The 21,083-nt window shown below is 57.4% G+C and carries 20 protein-coding genes and 1 pseudogene; 16 read left to right on the forward strand and 5 right to left on the reverse strand.

What is annotated here, in order from left to right:
• The first annotated feature begins 44 nt into the window (after positions 1–44).
• Entirely contained in the window at positions 45–941 is an 897-nt protein-coding gene (gene nhaR, locus A1WC_RS21920; RefSeq protein ID WP_008807495.1) for a transcriptional activator NhaR, read from the forward strand.
• Positions 942–1,060: 119 nt separating this feature from the next.
• Here nhaR and rpsT read toward each other — a convergent pair whose 3' ends face one another.
• The gene (gene rpsT / locus A1WC_RS0124885; protein WP_002887965.1) at positions 1,061–1,324 is read right to left on the reverse strand and encodes a 30S ribosomal protein S20; all 264 of its coding nucleotides are present in this window, start codon (positions 1,322–1,324) and stop codon (positions 1,061–1,063) included.
• A gap of 116 nt (positions 1,325–1,440) precedes the next feature.
• Here rpsT and A1WC_RS28500 point away from each other — a divergent pair.
• The 8 genes and pseudogenes from A1WC_RS28500 to A1WC_RS21885 form a co-directional block, all read left to right on the forward strand.
• Positions 1,441–1,646 (forward strand): annotated as a pseudogene (locus tag A1WC_RS28500) (DUF2575 domain-containing protein); the annotation flags it as partial.
• Between the two features lie 7 nt (positions 1,647–1,653).
• On the forward strand, positions 1,654–2,592 hold the full coding sequence (gene ribF / locus A1WC_RS21915) for a bifunctional riboflavin kinase/FAD synthetase (protein ID WP_008807494.1): 939 nt from the start codon (positions 1,654–1,656) through the stop codon (positions 2,590–2,592).
• 43 nt (positions 2,593–2,635) lie between these two features.
• Positions 2,636–5,452: an isoleucine--tRNA ligase gene (gene ileS, locus A1WC_RS21910; protein ID WP_032691334.1), complete on the forward strand. Its 2,817-nt coding sequence runs from the start codon at positions 2,636–2,638 to the stop codon at positions 5,450–5,452.
• A complete protein-coding gene (gene lspA / locus A1WC_RS21905) occupies positions 5,452–5,952 on the forward strand; it encodes a signal peptidase II (protein WP_008807492.1) in 501 nt (166 codons plus the stop codon). The genes ileS and lspA overlap by 1 nt, the downstream gene beginning before the upstream one ends.
• A 117-nt stretch (positions 5,953–6,069) precedes the next feature.
• Positions 6,070–6,519 carry an FKBP-type peptidyl-prolyl cis-trans isomerase gene (gene fkpB / locus A1WC_RS21900; RefSeq protein WP_002887976.1) on the forward strand — a complete coding sequence of 150 codons (450 nt, stop codon included), beginning with the start codon at positions 6,070–6,072 and terminating at the stop codon, positions 6,517–6,519.
• A 1-nt stretch (position 6,520) separates the two neighbouring features.
• Entirely contained in the window at positions 6,521–7,471 is a 951-nt protein-coding gene (ispH, locus tag A1WC_RS21895; RefSeq protein WP_002887979.1) for a 4-hydroxy-3-methylbut-2-enyl diphosphate reductase, read from the forward strand.
• Between the two features lie 67 nt (positions 7,472–7,538).
• A complete protein-coding gene (gene rihC, locus A1WC_RS21890) occupies positions 7,539–8,453 on the forward strand; it encodes a ribonucleoside hydrolase RihC (RefSeq protein ID WP_008807491.1) in 915 nt (304 codons plus the stop codon).
• A 30-nt stretch (positions 8,454–8,483) separates the two neighbouring features.
• Positions 8,484–8,849: a DUF805 domain-containing protein gene (locus A1WC_RS21885; protein WP_016160277.1), complete on the forward strand. Its 366-nt coding sequence runs from the start codon at positions 8,484–8,486 to the stop codon at positions 8,847–8,849.
• On the opposite strand, the gene A1WC_RS21880 is transcribed toward A1WC_RS21885, so the two are convergent.
• Complete coding sequence (locus A1WC_RS21880) at positions 8,797–9,726, reverse strand: LysR family transcriptional regulator (protein ID WP_008807489.1); 930 nt, start codon at positions 9,724–9,726, stop codon at positions 8,797–8,799. The genes A1WC_RS21885 and A1WC_RS21880 overlap by 53 nt on opposite strands.
• A gap of 92 nt (positions 9,727–9,818) precedes the next feature.
• Between A1WC_RS21880 and A1WC_RS21875 the strand changes: the two genes are divergently transcribed.
• The 5 genes from A1WC_RS21875 (at position 9,819) to A1WC_RS21855 (ending at position 16,814) form a co-directional block, all read left to right on the forward strand.
• The gene (locus A1WC_RS21875) at positions 9,819–10,448 is read left to right on the forward strand and encodes a hypothetical protein (RefSeq protein WP_016160278.1); all 630 of its coding nucleotides are present in this window, start codon (positions 9,819–9,821) and stop codon (positions 10,446–10,448) included.
• Between the two features lie 294 nt (positions 10,449–10,742).
• Entirely contained in the window at positions 10,743–11,564 is an 822-nt protein-coding gene (dapB, locus tag A1WC_RS21870) for a 4-hydroxy-tetrahydrodipicolinate reductase (RefSeq protein WP_008807487.1), read from the forward strand.
• A 457-nt stretch (positions 11,565–12,021) separates the two neighbouring features.
• Positions 12,022–13,170 (forward strand): glutamine-hydrolyzing carbamoyl-phosphate synthase small subunit, encoded by a 1,149-nt coding sequence (gene carA, locus A1WC_RS21865; RefSeq protein ID WP_012542883.1) that lies wholly within the window; start codon positions 12,022–12,024, stop codon positions 13,168–13,170.
• A gap of 17 nt (positions 13,171–13,187) precedes the next feature.
• Entirely contained in the window at positions 13,188–16,412 is a 3,225-nt protein-coding gene (gene carB / locus A1WC_RS21860) for a carbamoyl-phosphate synthase large subunit (RefSeq protein ID WP_008807485.1), read from the forward strand.
• A 168-nt stretch (positions 16,413–16,580) separates the two neighbouring features.
• Positions 16,581–16,814 (forward strand): YgdI/YgdR family lipoprotein, encoded by a 234-nt coding sequence (locus A1WC_RS21855; protein WP_002888059.1) that lies wholly within the window; start codon positions 16,581–16,583, stop codon positions 16,812–16,814.
• A gap of 47 nt (positions 16,815–16,861) precedes the next feature.
• On the opposite strand, the gene A1WC_RS21850 is transcribed toward A1WC_RS21855, so the two are convergent.
• The 3 genes from A1WC_RS21850 to idnO are packed head-to-tail and all read right to left on the reverse strand — an operon-like array spanning position 16,862 to position 18,636.
• Positions 16,862–17,329: a YhcH/YjgK/YiaL family protein gene (locus A1WC_RS21850; RefSeq protein ID WP_008807484.1), complete on the reverse strand. Its 468-nt coding sequence runs from the start codon at positions 17,327–17,329 to the stop codon at positions 16,862–16,864.
• Complete coding sequence (locus A1WC_RS21845) at positions 17,326–17,856, reverse strand: gluconokinase (protein WP_016160279.1); 531 nt, start codon at positions 17,854–17,856, stop codon at positions 17,326–17,328. The genes A1WC_RS21850 and A1WC_RS21845 overlap by 4 nt, the downstream gene beginning before the upstream one ends.
• 15 nt (positions 17,857–17,871) lie before the next feature.
• Entirely contained in the window at positions 17,872–18,636 is a 765-nt protein-coding gene (gene idnO, locus A1WC_RS21840; protein WP_008807482.1) for a gluconate 5-dehydrogenase, read from the reverse strand.
• A gap of 236 nt (positions 18,637–18,872) precedes the next feature.
• On the opposite strand from idnO, the gene A1WC_RS21835 reads away from it, so the two are divergent.
• Together A1WC_RS21835 and A1WC_RS21830 are read left to right on the forward strand one after the other, a co-directional pair.
• Positions 18,873–19,865: a LacI family DNA-binding transcriptional regulator gene (locus A1WC_RS21835; protein ID WP_016160280.1), complete on the forward strand. Its 993-nt coding sequence runs from the start codon at positions 18,873–18,875 to the stop codon at positions 19,863–19,865.
• A gap of 210 nt (positions 19,866–20,075) precedes the next feature.
• A complete protein-coding gene (locus A1WC_RS21830) occupies positions 20,076–21,026 on the forward strand; it encodes a 2-hydroxyacid dehydrogenase (RefSeq protein WP_016160281.1) in 951 nt (316 codons plus the stop codon).
• Positions 21,027–21,083: the final 57 nt, after the last annotated feature.

Genomic DNA, 21,083 nt, shown 5'->3' on the forward strand with positions numbered 1-21,083 from the left:
GGAGAGCCTGCGTGGCTCTCCTGGACATTATCAGGGAGAGAAGCATGTCACATATCAACTACAACCATCTGTACTACTTCTGGCACGTGTATAAAGAAGGGTCCGTCGTTGGCGCGGCGGAGGCGCTGTTTCTGACGCCGCAGACGATTACCGGGCAGATCAAAGCCCTGGAAGAGCGCCTGCAGGGTAAGTTGTTTAAGCGAAAAGGAAGGGGACTGGAGCCGAGTGAGCTGGGCGAGCTGGTCTTCCGCTATGCCGACCGCATGTTTACCCTCAGCCAGGAGATGCTCGACATCGTCAACTACCGCAAAGAGTCGAATCTGCTGTTTGATGTCGGCGTCGCTGATGCGTTATCCAAGCGGCTGGTCAGCGGCGTGCTGGATGCCGCCGTCGTTGAGAGTGAGCAGATCCATCTGCGCTGTTTTGAATCCACCCATGAGCTGCTGCTGGAGCAACTGAGCCAGCATAAGCTCGATATGATTATCTCTGACTGTCCGATCGACTCGACACAGCAGGAAGGGCTATTTTCGGTGAAGATTGGCGAGTGCAGCGTCAGCTTCTGGTGCATGAATCCGGCGCCGACGAAGCCGTTTCCGGCCTGTCTGGAAGAGCGGCGGCTGCTGATCCCCGGTCGGCGTTCGATGCTGGGGCGTAAACTGCTGAACTGGATTAACGTGCAGGGCCTGAAGGTGGAGATCCTCGGCGAATTTGACGATGCGGCGCTCATGAAAGCCTTCGGCGCCGCGCATAATGCGATATTTGTCGCGCCGACGCTCTATGCGCATGATTTCTACTATGACGAATCGATTATCGAAATTGGCCGCATGGATAGCGTGATGGAGGAGTATCACGCTATTTTTGCCGAGCGAATGATTCAGCATCCCGCGGTTCAGCGCATCTGTAATCGCGATTACTCGTCACTGTTTACCGAACCCCGATAGCCTGCCGGCGTGGGCTGGCGTGGCGCTGGCCGCGCCAGCGCGCGTTAGCGGGGGAAGATGGCGGGCATAAAAAAACCCGCTTTCGCGGGTTTCTTTAACAAAGTTCAGCAAGCAGGCGATTAAGCCAGTTTGTTGATCTGTGCAGTCAGGTTTGCTTTATGACGCGCAGCTTTGTTTTTGTGGATCAGACCTTTAGCAGCCTGACGGTCCACGATTGGTTGCATTTCGTTAAATGCTTTCTGTGCAGCAGCTTTGTCGCCAGCTTCGATAGCTGCGTATACTTTCTTGATGAAAGTACGCATCATAGAGCGACGGCTTGCGTTGTGCTTGCGAGCCTTTTCAGACTGAACGGCGCGCTTCTTAGCTGATTTGATATTAGCCAAGGTCCAACTCCCAAATGTGTTCTATATGGACAATTCAAAGGCCGAGGAATATGCCCGTTTAGCCTTCTTTTGTCAATGGATTTGTGCAAATAAGCGCCGTTTAACACCACAGCGCTTCATTACGTAGTGATGGCGCAAGATTCTACCAGCTTGTTGCAGGCGAATACAGCTTTTCCACCATAAAAATCGCCGGGCGCGGCCAGTTTTCCCGCTTTCTCGCGCTGAGTGAATGAATTCCTGAGAACTTTCGTTGCCGAGGTGCAATCGCTGGTTAACGTTGACAGTTGTACAAGGTATACTCGGACGATTTTCACTGTTTTGAGCCAGACATGAAGCTGATACGCGGCATACATAATCTCAGTCAGGCCCCGCACGGGTGCGTGCTGACCATTGGTAATTTTGACGGCGTGCATCGTGGGCATCAGGCACTGCTGCAGCGCTTGCGCGAAGAGGGCCGCCAGCGCGGTTTACCGGTGGTGGTGATGATTTTCGAACCCCAGCCGCTGGAGCTCTTTGCCGCCGATAAAGCCCCGGCGCGGTTGACCCGCCTGCGTGAAAAGCTGGGCTATCTGGCTGAAAGCGGGGTCGACTATGTGCTGTGCGTTCGCTTTGACCGCCGTTTCGCCGCGCTGACGGCGCAGGATTTTATCAGCGAACTGCTGGTGCGCCGCCTGGGTGTGCAGTTCCTTGCCGTCGGTGATGATTTCCGCTTTGGCGCTGGTCGCCAGGGGGATTTCTTGTTATTACAAAAGGCCGGAGCGGAATACGGCTTCGACGTGACCAGCACCCAGACTTTCTGCGAAGGTGGGGTGCGTATCAGCAGTACGGCGGTGCGTCAGGCGCTGGCGGATGACGATCTCCTGCTGGCGGAGACGCTGCTGGGCCATCCGTTTAGCATCTCCGGACGCGTCGTTCATGGTGATGAACTGGGCCGTACCATAGGTTTTCCGACGGCGAACTTACCGCTGCGTCGTCAGGTTTCCCCGGTTAAAGGGGTCTATGCGGTAGAAGTGACAGGGCTGGGCGACAAACCCATAGCGGGCGTCGCCAATATTGGCACCCGTCCAACGGTCGCGGGCGTGCGTCAGCAGCTTGAAGTACATCTGTTGGACGTTGTAATGGACCTCTACGGTCGCCATATCAATGTAGTACTGCGTAAAAAGATACGTAACGAGCAGCGGTTTGCGTCGCTGGACGAGCTGAAGGCGCAAATCGCACGTGATGAGTTAACGGCCCGCGAATTATTTGGGCTGACCAGCCAGGCCTGAGCCGCTGGTGTTTATCAAACCGAAATACGGAACCGAGAATCTGATGAGTGACTATAAATCGACCCTGAATTTGCCGGAAACAGGGTTCCCTATGCGTGGCGACCTCGCCAAACGCGAACCGGGAATGCTGGCGCGTTGGACCGATGATGACCTGTACGGCATCATTCGTGCAGCCAAAAAAGGCAAAAAAACCTTCATTCTGCATGATGGCCCTCCTTATGCGAATGGCAGCATTCATATTGGTCACTCGGTTAACAAGATTCTGAAAGACATTATCGTTAAGTCCAAAGGACTGACGGGCTATGACTCGCCGTACGTTCCGGGCTGGGACTGCCACGGTCTGCCGATCGAACTGAAAGTCGAGCAACAATACGGCAAGCCGGGTGAGAAATTCACCGCCGCAGAATTCCGCGCCAAGTGCCGCGAATATGCCGCGGAGCAGATCGACGGTCAGCGTAAAGACTTTATCCGCCTGGGCGTGCTGGGCGACTGGTCGCGTCCGTACCTGACCATGGACTTCAAAACCGAAGCCAACATTATCCGTGCGCTGGGTAAAATCATCGGCAACGGTCATCTGCATAAAGGCGCTAAGCCGGTGCACTGGTGCGTTGACTGCCGTTCCGCGCTGGCGGAAGCGGAAGTGGAGTATTACGACAAAACCTCTCCGTCTATCGATGTGGCGTTCCACGCGGTAGACAAAGCCGCGGTACTGGCGAAATTCGGCGTAGCCGACGTCAACGGCCCGGTTTCCCTGGTTATCTGGACCACCACGCCATGGACCCTGCCGGCTAACCGTGCCATCTCTCTGTCGCCGGAATTCGACTACGCGCTGGTGCAGGTTGACGGTCAGGCGCTGATCCTGGCGAAAGACCTGGTTGAGAGCGTAATGAAGCGCGTTGGCGTTACGGATTACCGTATCCTGGCGGCGGTACAAGGTTCAGAACTTGAACTGATGCGCTTCCAGCATCCGTTCCTCGATTTCGACGTGCCGGCGATCCTTGGCGACCACGTGACGCTGGACGCGGGTACCGGCGCGGTGCATACCGCCGGCGGCCACGGTCCGGACGACTACACCATCAGCCAGAAATACGGTCTGGAAATCGCCAACCCGGTTGGCCCGGACGGTGCTTACCTGCCTGGTACCTATCCGTCTCTGGATGGCATCAACGTCTTCAAAGCCAACGACATCATCGTTGAGATGCTGCGTGACAGCGGCGCGCTGCTGCACGTGGAAAAAATGCAGCACAGCTATCCGTGCTGCTGGCGACACAAATCGCCGATCATCTTCCGCGCCACCCCGCAGTGGTTCGTCAGCATGGATCAGAAAGGCCTGCGCGCGCAATCGCTGAAAGAGATCAAAGGCGTGCAGTGGATCCCGGACTGGGGCCAGGCGCGTATCGAATCGATGGTCGCTAACCGCCCTGACTGGTGTATCTCCCGTCAGCGTACCTGGGGCGTGCCGATGTCGCTGTTCGTGCACAAAGAAACCCACGAACTGCACCCGCGTACCCTCGAACTGATGGAAGAAGTGGCGAAACGCGTTGAAGTTGACGGCATCCAGGCGTGGTGGGATCTCGATTCCCGCGACATCCTTGGCGATGACGCCGACAGCTACGAGAAAGTGCCGGATACCCTCGACGTGTGGTTTGACTCCGGGTCGACCCACTCTTCCGTGGTTGATGTGCGTCCGGAATTCGCCGGTCACGCCGCGGACATGTATCTGGAAGGCTCTGACCAGCATCGCGGCTGGTTCATGTCTTCACTGATGATCTCCACGGCGATGAAAGGCAAAGCGCCATATCGCCAGGTACTGACCCACGGCTTCACCGTCGATGGCCAGGGCCGCAAAATGTCCAAGTCTATCGGTAACACCGTTAGCCCGCAGGACGTGATGAACAAGCTGGGCGCCGATATCCTGCGTCTGTGGGTGGCTTCCACCGACTACACCGGCGAAATGGCGGTCTCCGATGAGATCCTCAAACGCGCCGCGGACAGCTATCGTCGTATCCGTAACACCGCGCGCTTCCTGCTGGCGAACCTGAACGGTTTCGATCCAGCGAAAGACATGGTTAAACCGGAAGAGATGGTGGTGCTGGACCGCTGGGCAGTCGGCTGCGCGCAGGCGGCACAGGAAGATATCCTGAAAGCCTACGAATCCTACGATTTCCATGAAGTGGTACAGCGCCTGATGCGCTTCTGCTCCATCGAAATGGGCTCGTTCTACCTCGACATCATCAAAGACCGCCAGTACACCGCGAAAGCGGACAGCGTGGCGCGTCGCAGCTGCCAGACCGCGCTGTTCCATATCGTGGAAGCGCTGGTGCGCTGGATGGCGCCGATCATGTCCTTCACCGCGGACGAAATCTGGGGCTACCTGCCGGGCGATCGTGAGAAATATGTCTTCACCGGCGAGTGGTATGAAGGTCTGTTCGGCCTGGCCGACGATGAAGCGATGAACGACGGTTTCTGGGATGAATTGCTCAAGGTGCGCGGCGAAGTCAACAAGGTGATCGAGCAAGCGCGTGCGGATAAGAAAGTCGGTGGCTCTCTGGAAGCAGCGGTCACGCTGTATGCCGATGCCGACCTGGCGGCCAAGCTCAACGCGCTGGGCGATGAATTACGATTTGTCCTGTTGACCTCCGGCGCCAACGTTGCCGATTATGCGCAGGCGCCGGCTGATGCCTGGCAGAGCGATCTGCTGAAAGGGCTGAAAGTGGTCCTGAGTAAAGCCGAGGGCGAGAAGTGCCCACGCTGCTGGCATTACACCAGTGACGTCGGCAAGGTAGCGGAACACGCAGAAATCTGCGGTCGCTGTGTGAGCAACGTCGCCGGTAACGGCGAGCAACGTAAATTCGCCTGATGAGTAAATCGATCTGTTCAACGGGGCTACGCTGGCTGTGGGTCGTCGTAGCCGTGCTGATTATCGATCTGGGTAGCAAATTCCTGATCCTCCAGAACTTCGCTCTGGGGGAGACGGTTCCGCTGTTCCCGTCGCTTAATCTGCATTATGCCCGCAACTATGGCGCGGCGTTTAGTTTCCTCGCCGACAGCGGCGGCTGGCAGCGCTGGTTCTTTTCCGGGATCGCGATCGGCATTTGTGTGGTGCTGACGGTACTGATGTACCGTTCGAAGGCGACGCAAAAGCTGAACAATATTGCCTACGCCCTGATTATCGGCGGTGCGCTGGGTAACTTGTTCGATCGCCTGTGGCACGGCTTCGTGGTCGATATGATCGACTTCTACGTCGGCGACTGGCATTTCGCCACCTTCAACCTCGCCGATAGTGCGATCTGCATCGGCGCAGCGCTGATTGTGCTGGAAGGTTTCTTGCCGAAACCGACCGCGAAAGAGCAGGCGTAAATGTCAATGCCGGGTGGCGCTACGCTTACCCGGCCTACAGAATTTGTGGCCGCCCGTCGGTCCGGTTAGCATAGCGCCACCGGGCAACCGGTGACCTAAAACAAGCGAGCAATTTGCATGTCTAAATCCGTACAGAGCAACAGCGCGGTACTGGTGCACTTCACACTGAAACTGGACGACGGCTCCACCGCCGAGTCCACCCGCAGCAACGGCAAACCGGCGCTGTTTCGCCTCGGCGACACCTCTCTGTCTGAAGGGCTGGAGCAACAGCTTCTCGGTCTGAAAGAGGGGGAGAAAAAGGCCTTTTCGCTGGAGCCTGACGCCGCCTTTGGCGTACCCAGCCCGGACCTGATTCAGTATTTCTCTCGCCGTGAGTTTATCGACGCTGGCGAACCGGAAATCGGCGCGATTATGCTCTTTACCGCAATGGATGGCAGCGAAATGCCTGGCGTGATCCGCGAAGTGAACGGCGATTCCATCACCGTCGACTTCAACCATCCGCTGGCCGGGCGCACCGTTCATTTTGATATTGAAGTGCTGGAGATCGATCCGGCGCTGGAGGAGTAACATGCAGATCCTGTTGGCTAACCCGCGCGGTTTTTGCGCTGGCGTTGACCGCGCTATCAGCATTGTAGAAAACGCGCTGACGCTGTATGGCGCACCGATTTATGTTCGCCATGAAGTGGTGCACAACCGCTATGTGGTGGATAGCCTGCGCAAGCGCGGCGCCATTTTTATCGAACAGATCAGCGAAGTGCCTGACGGCGCGATCCTGATTTTCTCCGCTCACGGCGTATCGCAGGCGGTACGGAATGAAGCGAAGAGCCGCGACCTGACGGTGTTCGACGCCACCTGTCCGCTGGTGACCAAAGTCCATATGGAAGTCGCCCGCGCCAGCCGCCGCGGCGAAGAGTCGATTCTGATTGGCCATGCCGGCCACCCGGAAGTCGAAGGCACTATGGGGCAGTACAATAACCCGCAAGGGGGCATGTACCTGGTCGAATCGCCGGAAGACGTTCTCAAGCTGGAAGTCAAAAACGACGCCCGGCTGTCGTTTATGACCCAGACCACGCTCTCCGTCGACGATACGTCTGACGTTATTGACGCCCTGCGCGCGCGTTTCCCGAAAATCGTCGGCCCGCGCAAAGACGACATTTGCTATGCCACCACTAACCGTCAGGAAGCCGTGCGCGCGCTGGCGGAGCAGGCTGACGTGGTGCTGGTGGTCGGGTCGAAAAACTCCTCCAACTCTAACCGCCTCGCCGAGCTGGCGCAGCGGATGGGCAAAGCGGCTTACCTGATTGACGACGCCTCCGATATCCAGGAAGCGTGGGTCAAGGATGCGGCCTGTGTCGGCGTGACGGCGGGCGCATCGGCGCCGGATATTCTGGTGCAGAACGTCATTACCCGCCTGCAGGAGCTGGGCGGCGGCGAAGCCGTGCCACTGGAAGGCCGGGAAGAGAATATCGTCTTTGAAGTGCCGAAAGAGCTGCGTGTGGATGTCCGTGAAGTAGAGTAAGTTCTTTCCTCCAGCAGTATGAGAAGATGCCAGACTTAACGTCTGGCATTTTTTTTAGGGAGAAACCATGCGCTTACCGATCATTCTTGATACTGACCCGGGCATCGACGATGCTGCCGCCATTGCCGCGGCGCTGTTCGCGCCCGAGCTGGAGCTGCAACTGATGACCACCGTGGCGGGCAACGTTTCGGTGGAGAAGACGACCCGTAACGCGCTGCAGCTGCTGCACTTCTGGAATGCCGATGTGCCGCTGGCGCAAGGGGCGTCGATGCCGCTGGTGCGTCCGTTGCGCGACGCCGCCTCGGTGCATGGCGAATCCGGCATGGAGGGGTATGACTTTGTTGAGCATCAACGTCAGCCGCTGGCGAAGCCGGCCTTCCAGGCGATCCGCGATGCATTGATGCACGCTGCCGAGCCGATTACTCTGGTGGCGATTGGCCCGCTGACCAATATAGCGCTGCTGCTGACCCAGTACCCGGAATGCGTGTTCAACATTCGCCGGCTGGTGATCATGGGCGGCTCGGCGGGCCGCGGCAACTTCACGCCGAATGCGGAATTCAATATTGCTATCGACCCGGAAGCCGCCGCGAAAGTCTTCCACAGCGGGCTGGAGATTGTGATGTGCGGGCTGGACGTCACCAACCGGGCGCTGCTGGCGGCAGATTACCTGGCGACCCTACCGACGCTGAACCAGACCGGTAAAATGCTTCATGCTCTGTTTAGCCACTATCGCAGCGGCAGCATGAGCAGTGGTTTGCGAATGCACGATCTCTGCGCTATTGCGTGGCTGGCGCGCCCGGAACTGTTCACTCTCCAGCCGTGTTTTGTGGCGGTGGAGACGCAGGGGACCTGGACCGCCGGCACCACGGTGGTGGATATCGAAGGACGACTGGGTCAGCCGGCGAACGCCCTGGTGGCGCTCGATATCGACGTGGAAGGGTTTCAGCGCTGGGCAGCGGAGGTGATTGCCCTGGCGCCGTGATAAATCACTCGATTTTCAAGGAAAGAAGCAATGACCTATGGACAGGCGTATTTGAGCGGCTGGAAAGAGACCTTTAATTTTAGTGGCCGCGCCAGCCGGCAGCAGTTCTGGACGTTTTTTCTCATCAATGTATTGATCGCCACCATGCCGCTGGCGGCCTGGTGTCTGGCAACCAGCGTTAACCCTCAATACGGTATCCTCAGTTTTGTTGTCATTCCCTTTGCCGCGCTCTGGCTGCTGCTGATGGCGCTCCCCTTGCTGGCTGTTGGCTGCCGGCGAATGCATGATATCGGCCGCTCCGGGATCTGGTTTGTGTTGGGGGTTATCATTCCGTGGTTTGCAATTATTTCGCTGGCTCTGTGCTGCCTGCGTTCAACGCCGGCACCGTCTCGCTGAGATAATCAATCATCACCCGCATCCTGGCGGGCATATGCTTATCTCCCGCCCACAGTAGCCACAGGTCGCCGGAGTAGCTGCTGATGAATTCCCACTCGGGCAGCACCTGCACGATATCGCCCTTCGCCAGCGCCTCGCGAGCGGTAAACAGCGGCAGGCTGCCAATGCCCAGATGCTGCTTAACCGCGTCGAGGCGGACGGCGGTATGGTTGGCGGCGTACCGCCCGTAGGTTTGCACTGTTTCGCTTTTCCCTTCCCGGCGGAACTTCCAGCGCGCGTCGGCGGGCGTTTCGCCAAGACTAATGCAGCAATGCGCGCGCAGATCCTGCGGCGTATACGGCGTACCGTGTTGCTGTAAATAGGGCTCAGTGGCGCAGATAACGTGCCTGATTGGCATCAGCGGTTTGCCATGCAGACCAGGGGAAGGGGTATCGGTGATGCGCAGCGCCAAATCAATACCGTCATCGATAAAATCCAGAGGGCGATCTTCCAGCCGCAGGCAGACGTCCACCTGCGGGTAGCGATGGAAAAACGCCATCATCAGCGGGTGGATCACAAAGCGGCCGACGGCTTTCGGTACGCTGAGCGTCAGCTTTCCCTGAGCGACCGTTTGGCGACTGCTGGCGGAATCTATCGCCTGCCGCGCCGCTTCCAGCATCTGCTGGGCATGCTGATACACTGTTTCCCCGGCATCGCTCAGTCGCAGCTTGCGGGTGGTACGATGCAGCAGCTTGCTGCCCATCTCCCGCTCCAGCCGCGACACGCTGCGGCTCACGGCGGAGGGCGTCAGTCCGCTCTGGCGGGCGACGGCGGAAAAGCTGCCCTGGTCGACAATCTGGACGAAGAGGGCGAGGTCCGGCAGGAGGTTTAGATTCATTTGTGCTCCCGGGGCAAAAGTGCATTGGCGGGTGGTGGGATTATCGCTGTCGATATTATCAATATACTGGTCGGACAGAGAGGAGAATCACCATGACTGAACGAGTTTATTACACCAGCGATGCTACCGACGGGCGCGCCCAGATCATCGCCTGCACCGCAGAAGTGGATGGCCGTTACGCCATCGAACTGGATCGGACGTTGTTTCACCCGCAAGGAGGCGGTCAACCGGCAGACCGCGGCTGGATAGCTGGGCAGGTGGTTGAGACGGTTATTGTGCGCGGCGACAGCGTGCTGCATATCCTGTCGCAAGCGCTTCCCCTCGGTGACGTGGAGATGAAAATTGATGCCTCCGCGAGACAGCTGCATGCCCGTCTGCATTCTGCCGGCCACCTGCTTGGCCTGGCGGGCGAACAGCTTGGCTGGCAACCGGTGAAAGCGCACCACTGGCCCGGCGAAGGGCGGATAACCTTTACCAGCAGGAACAATGCCGCGCTGCCGGACGCCAGTGCGCTACTGGCGCCGGTGAAGGCCTGGCAGGCGCAGGACTTACCGCGTCAGGTGACGTTCGCTGATGGCTTGCGCCAGGTGGGCTTCGGCGAACTGCCCGCTTATCCCTGCGGTGGCACCCACGTCGCCCGTCTGGCGGAGCTGGGCGACATTGTTATCAGTCAGATAAAGATGAAGAAGGGGCAGCTGGTGGTCAGCTATATCCTGGCATAAGGCTTTCTGCTCTACCGAAAGTATAATGTTTCCACAGCATTTCAATGCTGGTCGGTCGAGTTTGCCAGATTTAGTGCATCTTATTTCTTGAAACCGACAGATGACGAAAACGTCGATTATTGTCTCCGAGAGAGCACCCGCAAAGCACGCATTTCAGCACAATCGTATAGTTTTTACTGATATCGTCCGCCGTTTGTCATAAATTTCTAATTATCGGCGTTTTTGAGTAGCGGCCCGCTGACGGGCTGGTTACTCTGAAAACAATTTACGTAATGTTAACAAAAGAGAATAGCTATGCATGATGCACAAATCCGCGTGGCCATCGCCGGCGCGGGCGGCCGGATGGGACGCCAGTTAATTCAGGCTGCATTGCAGATGGAAGGCGTGGCGCTGGGCGCGGCGCTGGAGCGCGAAGGGTCAAGCCTGGTGGGCAGCGACGCCGGGGAGCTGGCGGGCGCCGGCAAAGCGGGCGTCGCGGTGCAGAGCAGCCTGACGGCGGTAAAAGATGATTTCGACGTGTTGATCGATTTTACCCGCCCGGAAGGCACGCTGAACCATCTGGCGTTTTGCCGTGAGCACGGCAAAGGGATGGTCATCGGCACCACCGGTTTTGACGACGCTGGCAAGCAGGCGATTCGCGACGCCGCGCAGGAGATTGCCATTGTCTTCGCCGCTAACTTTAGCGTCGGCGTCAACGTCCTGTTAAAGCTGCTGGAGAAGGCGGCAAAGGTGATGGGCGACTACACCGACATCGAAATTATCGAAGCGCACCACCGGCATAAAGTGGATGCGCCGTCAGGCACCGCGCTGGCGATGGGCGAAGCGATCGCCGGAGCATTGAACAAAGATCTGAAGGAATGCGCCGTCTACAGTCGTGAAGGTCATACCGGCGAACGCGTTCCGGGCACCATTGGCTTCGCCACCGTCCGTGCGGGCGATATCGTCGGGGAGCATACGGCGATGTTTGCTGATATCGGTGAGCGTATTGAAATCACCCATAAAGCCTCCAGCCGGATGACCTTTGCTAATGGCGCGGTTCGCTCTGCATTGTGGCTGAAAGACAAGAAAAATGGTCTGTTTGACATGCGTGATGTGCTGGATTTGAACAGTTTATAACGATTATTACCCATCGTGATGTGGTTATTGCAATCAATAAGTTATTGATGCAAGGGGCAATATATTGTTGCCCTTTTTTATTTTTATGAGTTTGGTGTGTGTTTTACGTTTTGATAGCTATAAATAATAATCTTCATGCTGTTTTTGGTGAATGAAATGTAAATTTTGACCATTTGGTCCACTTTTTAGCGCTTCGTCGCCAGGTTTTACACTCTTTCCCGTCCGCAAGCGTTTTCTCAGCCAGGTTTGTTGATCTTTTTGGCGTAAAAATCACATGTTATGCGCCAGTGGCGTAAAATGACATTAAAAATCTCCGCTTTAAGTTGACTTTTATCCGACATCTCTCCAGAATGCCGCCGTTTGCCAAAAATCTGCGGGCAACAGATTTGCATTGATTCAGATCGTGTTTATGAATTAATATGCAAATAAAGTGAGTGGATATTCTCTGGAGGGTGTTTTGATTAAGTCAGCGCTATTGGTTCTGGAAGACGGAACCCAGTTTCACGGTCGGGCCATCGGGGCAACCGGCACGGCGGTTGGGGAAGTCGTTTTCAATACTTCAATGACCGGTTATCAAGAAATCCTCACTGATCCTTCCTATTCCCGCCAAATCGTCACTCTTACTTATCCTCATATTGGTAATGTCGGCACCAACGCCGCCGATGAAGAATCTTCTCAGGTACACGCGCAGGGTCTGGTGATCCGCGATCTGCCGCTGATTGCCAGCAACTTCCGCAATACTGAAGATCTTTCTTCTTATCTGAAGCGCCATAACATCGTGGCGATTGCCGATATCGATACCCGCAAGCTGACGCGTCTGCTGCGTGAGAAAGGGGCGCAGAACGGCTGCATCATCGCGGGCGACAGCCCGGATGCTCAGCTGGCGCTGGAGAAAGCGAAAGCGTTCCCGGGTCTGAACGGCATGGATCTGGCGAAGGAAGTGACCACCGCAGAAACCTACAGCTGGACGCAGGGCAGCTGGACTCTGGCGGGCGACCTGCCGGAAGCGAAAGCGGAAAGCGAGCTGCCGTTCCACGTTGTGGCGTATGACTTCGGCGCGAAACGCAACATCCTGCGCATGCTGGTGGACCGCGGCTGCCGCCTGACGGTGGTGCCGGCGCAGACCTCTGCCGAAGACGTGCTGAAAATGAATCCGGACGGTATTTTCCTCTCTAACGGCCCAGGCGACCCGGCGCCGTGCGATTACGCTATCGACGCGATTGAAAAATTCCTTGAGACCGATATTCCGGTATTCGGTATCTGCCTTGGCCATCAGCTGCTGGCGCTGGCGAGCGGTGCGAAGACCATTAAGATGAAGTTCGGCCACCACGGCGGCAACCATCCGGTGAAAGATATTGATAACAATGTGGTGATGATCACCGCGCAGAACCACGGTTTTGCGGTTGACGAAGCCACCTTGCCGGCCAACCTGCGCGTGACCCACAAGTCGCTGTTCGACGGCACCCTGCAGGGCATTCATCGTACCGACAAACCGGCGTTTAGCTTCCAGGGGCACCCTGAAGCGAGCCCGGGGCCGCATGATGCCGCGCCGCTGTTCGACCACTTTATCGAGTTAATTGAGCTCTACCGTCAGTCCGCGAAATAATCAGGAGTAAAAGAGCAATGCCAAAACGTACAGACATAAAAAGTATCCTGATTCTGGGCGCGGGCCCGATTGTTATCGGTCAGGCGTGTGAGTTTGACTACTCCGGCGCGCAGGCCTGTAAAGCCCTGCGTGAAGAGGGCTACCGCGTTATTCTGGTGAACTCCAACCCGGCGACCATCATGACCGACCCGGAAATGGCTGATGCGACCTACATCGAGCCGATTCACTGGGAAGTGGTACGTAAAATTATCGAAAAAGAGCGCCCGGATGCCGTGCTGCCGACCATGGGCGGCCAGACCGCGCTGAACTGTGCGCTGGAGCTGGAACGTCAGGGCGTGCTGGCAGAGTTCGGCGTGACCATGATCGGCGCCACTGCGGACGCGATTGATAAAGCGGAAGACCGTCGTCGCTTCGACGTGGCGATGAAGAAAATCGGCCTCGACACCGCGCGCTCCGGCATCGCCCACACCATGGAAGAAGCGCTGGCGGTTGCCGCCGACGTTGGCTTCCCGTGCATTATCCGTCCGTCCTTCACCATGGGCGGCACCGGCGGCGGTATCGCCTATAACCGCGAAGAGTTCGAAGAAATCTGCGAACGCGGCCTGGATCTCTCTCCGACCAACGAACTGCTGATCGATGAATCGCTGATCGGCTGGAAAGAGTACGAGATGGAAGTGGTGCGCGATAAGAACGACAACTGCATCATCGTCTGCTCGATTGAAAACTTCGATGCCATGGGGATCCATACCGGCGACTCCATCACCGTTGCCCCGGCGCAGACCCTGACCGACAAAGAATACCAAATCATGCGTAACGCCTCGATGGCGGTCCTGCGTGAAATCGGTGTGGAAACCGGCGGCTCAAACGTGCAGTTCTCGGTGAACCCGAAAGACGGTCGCCTGATCGTTATCGAAATGAACCCGCGCGTCTCCCGCTCTTCGGCGCTGGCCTCGAAAGCCACCGGCTTCCCGATTGCTAAAGTGGCGGCCAAGTTGGCAGTGGGCTACACCCTTGACGAGCTGATGAACGACATCACCGGCGGCCGCACTCCGGCTTCCTTCGAGCCGTCCATCGACTACGTGGTCACCAAAATTCCACGCTTCAACTTCGAAAAATTCGCTGGCGCGAACGACCGTCTGACCACCCAGATGAAATCCGTCGGCGAAGTGATGGCCATTGGCCGCACCCAGCAGGAATCGCTGCAGAAAGCGCTGCGCGGCCTGGAAGTGGGCGCCACCGGCTTCGACCCGAAAGTGAGCCTCGACGACCCGGAAGCGCTGACTAAAATTCGCCGCGAGCTGAAAGACGCTGGCGCCGAGCGTATCTGGTACATCGCGGATGCCTTCCGCGCCGGCCTCTCGGTAGACGGCGTCTTCAACCTGACCAATATCGACCGCTGGTTCCTGGTGCAGATTGAAGAGCTGGTGCGTCTGGAAGAGAAAGTGGTGGAAGTGGGCATCAACGGCCTCGACGCCGACTTCCTGCGTACCCTGAAGCGTAAAGGCTTTGCCGATGCGCGTCTGGCGAAACTGGCGGGCGTGCGGGAAGCGGAAATTCGCAAGCTGCGCGACCAGTATGACCTGCATCCGGTCTACAAGCGCGTGGACACCTGCGCCGCCGAATTCGCCACCGATACCGCCTACATGTACTCCACTTATGAAGAAGAGTGTGAGTCCAACCCGTCCGTTGACCGCGATAAAATCATGGTCCTCGGCGGCGGCCCGAACCGTATCGGCCAGGGTATCGAATTTGACTACTGCTGCGTACACGCCTCTCTGGCGCTGCGCGAAGACGGTTACGAGACCATCATGGTCAACTGTAACCCGGAAACCGTGTCTACCGACTATGACACCTCCGACCGTCTGTACTTCGAGCCGGTGACCCTGGAAGACGTGCTGGAAATCGTGCGCATCGAGAAGCCGAAGGGCGTTATCGTCCAGTACGGCGGCCAGACGCCGCTGAAGCTGGCGCGCGCCCTGGAAGCCGCAGGCGTACCGGTTATCGGCACCAGCCCGGACGCTATCGACCGCGCGGAAGACCGTGAGCGCTTCCAGCATGCGGTTGACCGTCTGAAGCTGAAGCAGCCGGCGAACGCCACCGTCACTGCCATTGAGCAGGCGGTAGAGAGAGCGAAAGAGATTGGCTACCCGCTGGTGGTTCGTCCGTCTTACGTGCTCGGCGGCCGGGCGATGGAAATTGTTTACGACGAGCAGGATCTGCGCCGCTACTTCCAGACCGCGGTTAGCGTCTCCAACGATGCACCGGTACTGCTGGATCGCTTCCTCGACGACGCGATTGAAGTGGATGTCGACGCCATCTGCGATGGCGAGATGGTGCTGATTGGCGGCATCATGGAGCATATCGAGCAGGCGGGCGTACACTCCGGCGACTCAGCCTGTTCCCTGCCAGCGTATACGCTGAGCCAGGAAATTCAGGATGTGATGCGCGAGCAGGTGCAGAAGCTGGCTTTCGAGCTGCAGGTTCGCGGCCTGATGAACGTCCAGTTCGCGGTGAAAGATAACGAAGTTTATCTGATTGAAGTGAACCCGCGTGCGGCGCGTACCGTACCATTCGTCTCCAAAGCCACCGGCGTCCCGCTGGCGAAAGTCGCGGCGCGCGTAATGGCCGGTAAGACGCTGGCGCAGCAGGGCGTGACCAAAGAGATCATCCCGCCGTACTACTCGGTGAAAGAGGTGGTTCTGCCGTTCAACAAATTCCCGGGCGTTGACCCGCTGTTAGGGCCTGAAATGCGCTCTACCGGGGAAGTGATGGGTGTGGGTCGTACCTTCGCGGAAGCGTTCGCCAAAGCGCAGCTGGGCAGCAACTCAACCATGAAGAAACAGGGCCGCGCGCTGCTCTCCGTCCGCGAAGGCGATAAAGAGCGCGTGGTTGACCTGGCGGCGAAGCTGCTGAAGTTTGGCTTTGAGCTGGATGCGACCCACGGTACGGCGATTGTGCTGGGCGAAGCCGGTATCAACCCGCGTCTGGTGAACAAGGTGCATGAAGGTCGTCCGCACATTCAGGACCGTATCAAGAATGGCGAATACACCTACATCATCAACACCACCGCAGGTCGCCAGGCGATTGAAGACTCCAAGCTGATTCGCCGCAGCGCGCTGCAGTACAAGGTGCATTACGACACCACCCTGAACGGCGGCTTTGCCACCGCGATGGCGCTGAACGCTGACGCCACCGAGAAGGTGATTTCGGTTCAGGAAATGCACGCGCAAATCACCAAATAAGCGCGCCGGCCTGGCCGGAGAGCAACAAACCAGGGCTGACGACATCGTCAGCCCTTTTTTTTGGCTGCAGTCATCTTCGGAGAGTTCTGCTTTTAACCACCTGTCGGGTCAGGCTAACTATAGTGAGCACCATAACGATACCTATTGATGAAAAGACAGGAGGATACAATGCGGAACAATATTCTGGTGGCATCCGCACTGGCAGCGACGGCAATCATGTTCGTGGCCGGCTGCTCATCGAATCAGTCGATCAAAACCACCGATGGCAAGACCATTGTCACCAGCGGCAAACCGCAGGTGGATGATGACACCGGCCTCGTCTCATACAAAAATGCCGAAACCGGCCGCGTGGAGCAGATTAACCGCGACCAGGTGAAGTCCATGGATGAGCTGGATAACTAATGGTTATCCCAGGCCCCGCGGGGAGTGTGCGGGGCCGAACGATCGCGTTACAGTAGCGCGCGATCGATTTTAACCACGATTTTACGCAACGCTGCGCCTTGTTCGAGGCAGGCCATCGGGCGGTGTAATTCGCCAGGGAAGAGGATCGCCAGCTCTTCCGGGTAGAGATGAATCAGCGTTTCGCTGTCGATAGCCTGACAGAAACCGATATCCTGCGTCGTGTTGAAGTGACCATCTTCAACGACCGGCAGCCCTTTATTCCCGGCACCGATGATCTCTTCACCTTTCAGCACAATGTGAATGTCGAGATATTGACGATGATATTCCGGGCGTTGCTCGCTCAGCGGCCGGGTATGGCCTTCGACGACGGTAAAAAACACATTATCACTCTCGACGGTATATTTCCCCGGCGGCAGCGCGTGCGGTTGTTGCTGTAACACGGCCTGCAGCGCCTGGCGGATCACCGGCGGATAGAGCTCATTTTCGGCGGCGGCGGTTAAGGTATCGATAATCATGCCGGGATCCTCTGCGGTTGTTGCGAATGAAGTAACGTTAATGAGTGAGCGACAATACTGGCGATGTCGGGGGTAATATCGACGGCCAGAACATCGCTTTCACTGGCGTCTGGCGTCTCCAGGGCGGCAAACTGGCTACGCAGTAACGCTTCTGGCATAAAGTGGCCTTTACGCTGGCGCATTCGCTGCAAAATGCAGTCATAATCCCCGGTCAACCATAGGAAGCGTAGCTTCGCGTTCCCCTCACGCAGGCGGTCGCGATAGCGCTTTTTTAATGCGGAACAGACCAATACACCTGACTCGTTTTTCTGCTCAAGACTGAAAATGACGTCGGCGATACGCGTCAGCCACGGCTGACGATCCTCATCATTCAGCGGCTGGCTGGTGGCCATTTTGACGATATTGTTGCGTGGATGAAGGTCGTCGCCGTCGATAAATTTCGCTCCCAGCGCGTGGGCCAATGCCTGACCGACGGTGGATTTGCCGGTTCCGGAGACGCCCATCAAAATAATGCATTGTCCTGCCATCATGCGCTCCTTCTCTCAGACCGCGACCAGCATGCCGCCGTCAACGAACAGCAGATGGCCGTTGACGAAATTCGACGCGTTTGACGATAAAAAGACGGCAGCGCCGACCAGCTCCTGCGGATCGCCCCAGCGGGCGGCAGGGGTGCGTTTGCATAACCAGTCGGTAAACGCCTTATCCTCAACCAGCGTCCGGGTCATCGCCGTATTAAAGTAGCCCGGGGCAATGCCGTTGACCTGAATGTTGTGCCGCGCCAGCTCAACGCACATTCCGCGGGTTAGCATCTTCACCGCGCCTTTGGCGGCGGCGTAGGGGGTGATGGTGTCGCGCCCCAGCTCGCTCTGCATGGAGCAGATATTGATGATTTTTCCCTGCTGGCGGTCAACCATGCGCTTCGCGACGGCCTGAGAGACGAGAAATACCGCCGTCTGGTTAACTGAAATCACGTCATTCCATTCCTGCACCGGGAATTCGGTAAACGGGTGGCGGCGCTGGATCCCGGCGTTATTGAATAACACGTCAATCGGGCCAAGATGCGCTTCGATATTGGCAATGGCTTCTTCAACGGCCTCGGCATCGGTCACGTTAAATACCGCAGCATGGGCGGTGGCGCCTTCGTCGCGGAGCTTCATCACCGCATCGTCCGCTCGCGGGGCAGAAAGGTCATTAATAATGATTTCTGCGCCATATTGCGCCAGACCCTGAGCCATGACAAAACCGATCCCCTGTCCTGCGCCCGTAATTAAAATGCGTTTACCTTGTAAGCTGAAAAGATCGTTCATCTCGATATCCTGATTAGCGGCTGAAGAAAACCTGTGCCCTATCTCACGGATTTTTACCGGGGGAAACTGTGATGAAGATCACTCGGAACCGTGTTACAAAAAGGGGTTACTTTAAACGTGACGCTGCCGGTAAATCTCGCTGACTCAACAGGTTAACGGCTACGGACTGGCATTCTCTTTTGCCCCCCCGACAGGCATAATGGCCTGAAGCAGTCAGGTATTTGGCGGACACACAGATGAAAGCACAACGCATTACTCTCCATGATATTGCCGAGCTGGCTGGCGTAACCAAGATGACCGTTAGCCGCTATTTGCGCACCCCGGAAAAGGTGAAACCGGAGACGGCGGAGCGTATTGCCAGCGTGATAGCGGAGATCGGCTATCAGCCCGACCCGGATAATCCGGCGATGACCAGCGTCGCCGTGCCGCGGATTGGCGTACTCATTCCCTCCTTTCATAATCAAATTTTTGCCGATCTGCTGGCCGGCATCGAATCTGTCGCCGCCGGGCATGGTTACCAGACGCTGGTGGTGAATTACGACTACGATCGCCAGCGTGAAGAGGAGCAGATTGCCGCCGTGCTGGCATTTAATGTGAAAGGACTGCTGCTGACCGAGTCGGTGCACTCCCTGCGGGCGGACAAGTATCTGAATGCCGCGAAGATCCCGATCGCCGAAGTGATGGGGCTGGCGGAGAATCCAGGACGCATCAACGTCGGATTCGATAACTTCCAGGCCGGCTTCGATATGACCACCATGCTGCTGGCCAGCGGTAAACGACGGATCATCTACTTCGGCTCGATGTCCGACGTCCGCGACGAGCAGCGTTATCTGGGCTACTGTCGGGCGATGGAGAGTGCCGGGCTGGCGGTGGGTCGCATTTCGCCGAATAAAGTCTCGTCGGTTTCCATTGGCACCGGCATGATGACCCTGGCGCGGCAAATGTACGCCGATATGGACGGTATCCTGTGCACTAATGACGACCTGGCGGTGGGCGTGTTACAGGAGTGCCTGGCATCCGGTATCAGCGTGCCCCAGGAGCTGGCTATCGCGGGCTTTCATGGCCTGGAGATCGGCCAGATCGTCTCTCCCCGGCTGGCCAGCGTCCTGACGCCGCGCTTCGAGATGGGTAAGGTGGCGACAGAGATTTTAATAAAGAAAATCAAAGGACTGCCCACCATTGAAAAAGTGGACCTCCACTACCGCCTGTCGATGGGCGAAACGATTTAACGGCCACCAGCCAGCGCCTGTCGTGTGTTAGCGAAAGGTTAATGCGCGCGCGGTCCATCGCCTGTCTGGTCGCCGTTTTGTCTTCACGATCACGCGTCCGGTAACACGCATTTTTAACACGATTCGGCGTGATACAGATCGCAAAATCCCCCGATAAAAACCCGTTTGATAGTGGCTACCGTCGTAACCAAACGTCAAACAGGTGATCTGATGAAGAGTGTTATTCCCCGCGCCGTCCTTTTAGTGGCCCCCGTAATTGAAACCCTGCAGCGGCAGCTGGCGGAGCATTTCCCGCTGCTGCGTCTCTACGAGCAGGACGATCCGATCGCCTTTCTGCGTGAGCAAGGAGAGAACATTGCCGTCGTGGTCACTCGCGGCGACGTCGGCGTAGCAAACAGCGTCCTTGAGTTGCTGCCTCAGGCTGGGCTGATTGCCATCTTCGGCGTCGGTACCGATGCGGTGGATCTGGCGTATGCCCGCTCGCGGCAAATTGCCGTCACCATCACCTCCGGGGTGTTGACGAATGATGTCGCTGACCTGGCGATGGGGCTGCTGCTGGCCGGTTCCCGTCAGCTCTGTCAGGGCGATCGCTTTGTCCGCGAGGGACGCTGGCTGAGCGGTGGTATGCCGTTGGCGACTCAGGTCAGCGGGAAGCGTATCGGCCTGCTGGGTATGGGGAATATTGGCCAGGCGATCGCCCGCCGGGCGCGGGGTTTTGATATGCAGGTGCTGTATACCGACCGTAAAAAGATAGCGGGCCTCGATTATCAGTGGTGTGCCGACCTGCATACCCTGGCGCATGAGAGCGATTTTCTGGTGATTGCCGCATCCGGCGGCGAGGCGAACCGCGGCATCATCGACGCCTCGGTGTTTAACGTGATGCCGGCGCATGCCTGGCTTATCAATATTGCCCGCGGTTCGCTGGTGGATGAAAAGGCGTTGATCCACGCGTTACAAAACGGCGTTATCGCCGGGGCCGGGCTCGATGTTTTCGAACAGGAACCCCAGGTCCCGGCGGCGCTGATCGCCCTCAATAACGTGGTGCTGCAGCCGCATGTCGCCAGCGCCACGCAGGAAACACGACAGAAAATGAGCGAAGTGGTTTTTGCTAACGTCGCCGCCTGGTTTGCCGGCGCAGCGCTGCCAAACGCTATCGATTAATTAGCTTTTTATTTCTGTACCCGCGCGATCTCAATCAAAACAATAACCTCTGCATAG

The organism is Klebsiella sp. KTE92, from assembly GCF_000398905.1.
Lineage (GTDB): Bacteria > Pseudomonadota > Gammaproteobacteria > Enterobacterales > Enterobacteriaceae > Klebsiella > Klebsiella variicola.

Excerpts from the sequence above, each read along its gene's own strand:
- A1WC_RS21835 (WP_016160280.1), top strand. The coding sequence starts at position 18,873 with ATGAAAGCACAACGCATTACTCTCCATGATATTGCCGAGCTGGCTGGC.
- idnO (WP_008807482.1), bottom strand. The coding sequence starts at position 18,636 with ATGAACGATCTTTTCAGCTTACAAGGTAAACGCATTTTAATTACGGGC.
- ispH (WP_002887979.1), top strand. The coding sequence starts at position 6,521 with ATGCAGATCCTGTTGGCTAACCCGCGCGGTTTTTGCGCTGGCGTTGAC.
- A1WC_RS21880 (WP_008807489.1), bottom strand. The coding sequence starts at position 9,726 with ATGAATCTAAACCTCCTGCCGGACCTCGCCCTCTTCGTCCAGATTGTC.
- ileS (WP_032691334.1), top strand. The coding sequence starts at position 2,636 with ATGAGTGACTATAAATCGACCCTGAATTTGCCGGAAACAGGGTTCCCT.
- nhaR (WP_008807495.1), top strand. The coding sequence starts at position 45 with ATGTCACATATCAACTACAACCATCTGTACTACTTCTGGCACGTGTAT.
- dapB (WP_008807487.1), top strand. The coding sequence starts at position 10,743 with ATGCATGATGCACAAATCCGCGTGGCCATCGCCGGCGCGGGCGGCCGG.
- A1WC_RS21875 (WP_016160278.1), top strand. The coding sequence starts at position 9,819 with ATGACTGAACGAGTTTATTACACCAGCGATGCTACCGACGGGCGCGCC.
- A1WC_RS21830 (WP_016160281.1), top strand. The coding sequence starts at position 20,076 with ATGAAGAGTGTTATTCCCCGCGCCGTCCTTTTAGTGGCCCCCGTAATT.
- A1WC_RS21850 (WP_008807484.1), bottom strand. The coding sequence starts at position 17,329 with ATGATTATCGATACCTTAACCGCCGCCGCCGAAAATGAGCTCTATCCG.
- fkpB (WP_002887976.1), top strand. The coding sequence starts at position 6,070 with ATGTCTAAATCCGTACAGAGCAACAGCGCGGTACTGGTGCACTTCACA.
- carB (WP_008807485.1), top strand. The coding sequence starts at position 13,188 with ATGCCAAAACGTACAGACATAAAAAGTATCCTGATTCTGGGCGCGGGC.
- A1WC_RS21855 (WP_002888059.1), top strand. The coding sequence starts at position 16,581 with ATGCGGAACAATATTCTGGTGGCATCCGCACTGGCAGCGACGGCAATC.
- ribF (WP_008807494.1), top strand. The coding sequence starts at position 1,654 with ATGAAGCTGATACGCGGCATACATAATCTCAGTCAGGCCCCGCACGGG.
- rihC (WP_008807491.1), top strand. The coding sequence starts at position 7,539 with ATGCGCTTACCGATCATTCTTGATACTGACCCGGGCATCGACGATGCT.
- A1WC_RS21845 (WP_016160279.1), bottom strand. The coding sequence starts at position 17,856 with ATGGCAGGACAATGCATTATTTTGATGGGCGTCTCCGGAACCGGCAAA.
- lspA (WP_008807492.1), top strand. The coding sequence starts at position 5,452 with ATGAGTAAATCGATCTGTTCAACGGGGCTACGCTGGCTGTGGGTCGTC.
- A1WC_RS21885 (WP_016160277.1), top strand. The coding sequence starts at position 8,484 with ATGACCTATGGACAGGCGTATTTGAGCGGCTGGAAAGAGACCTTTAAT.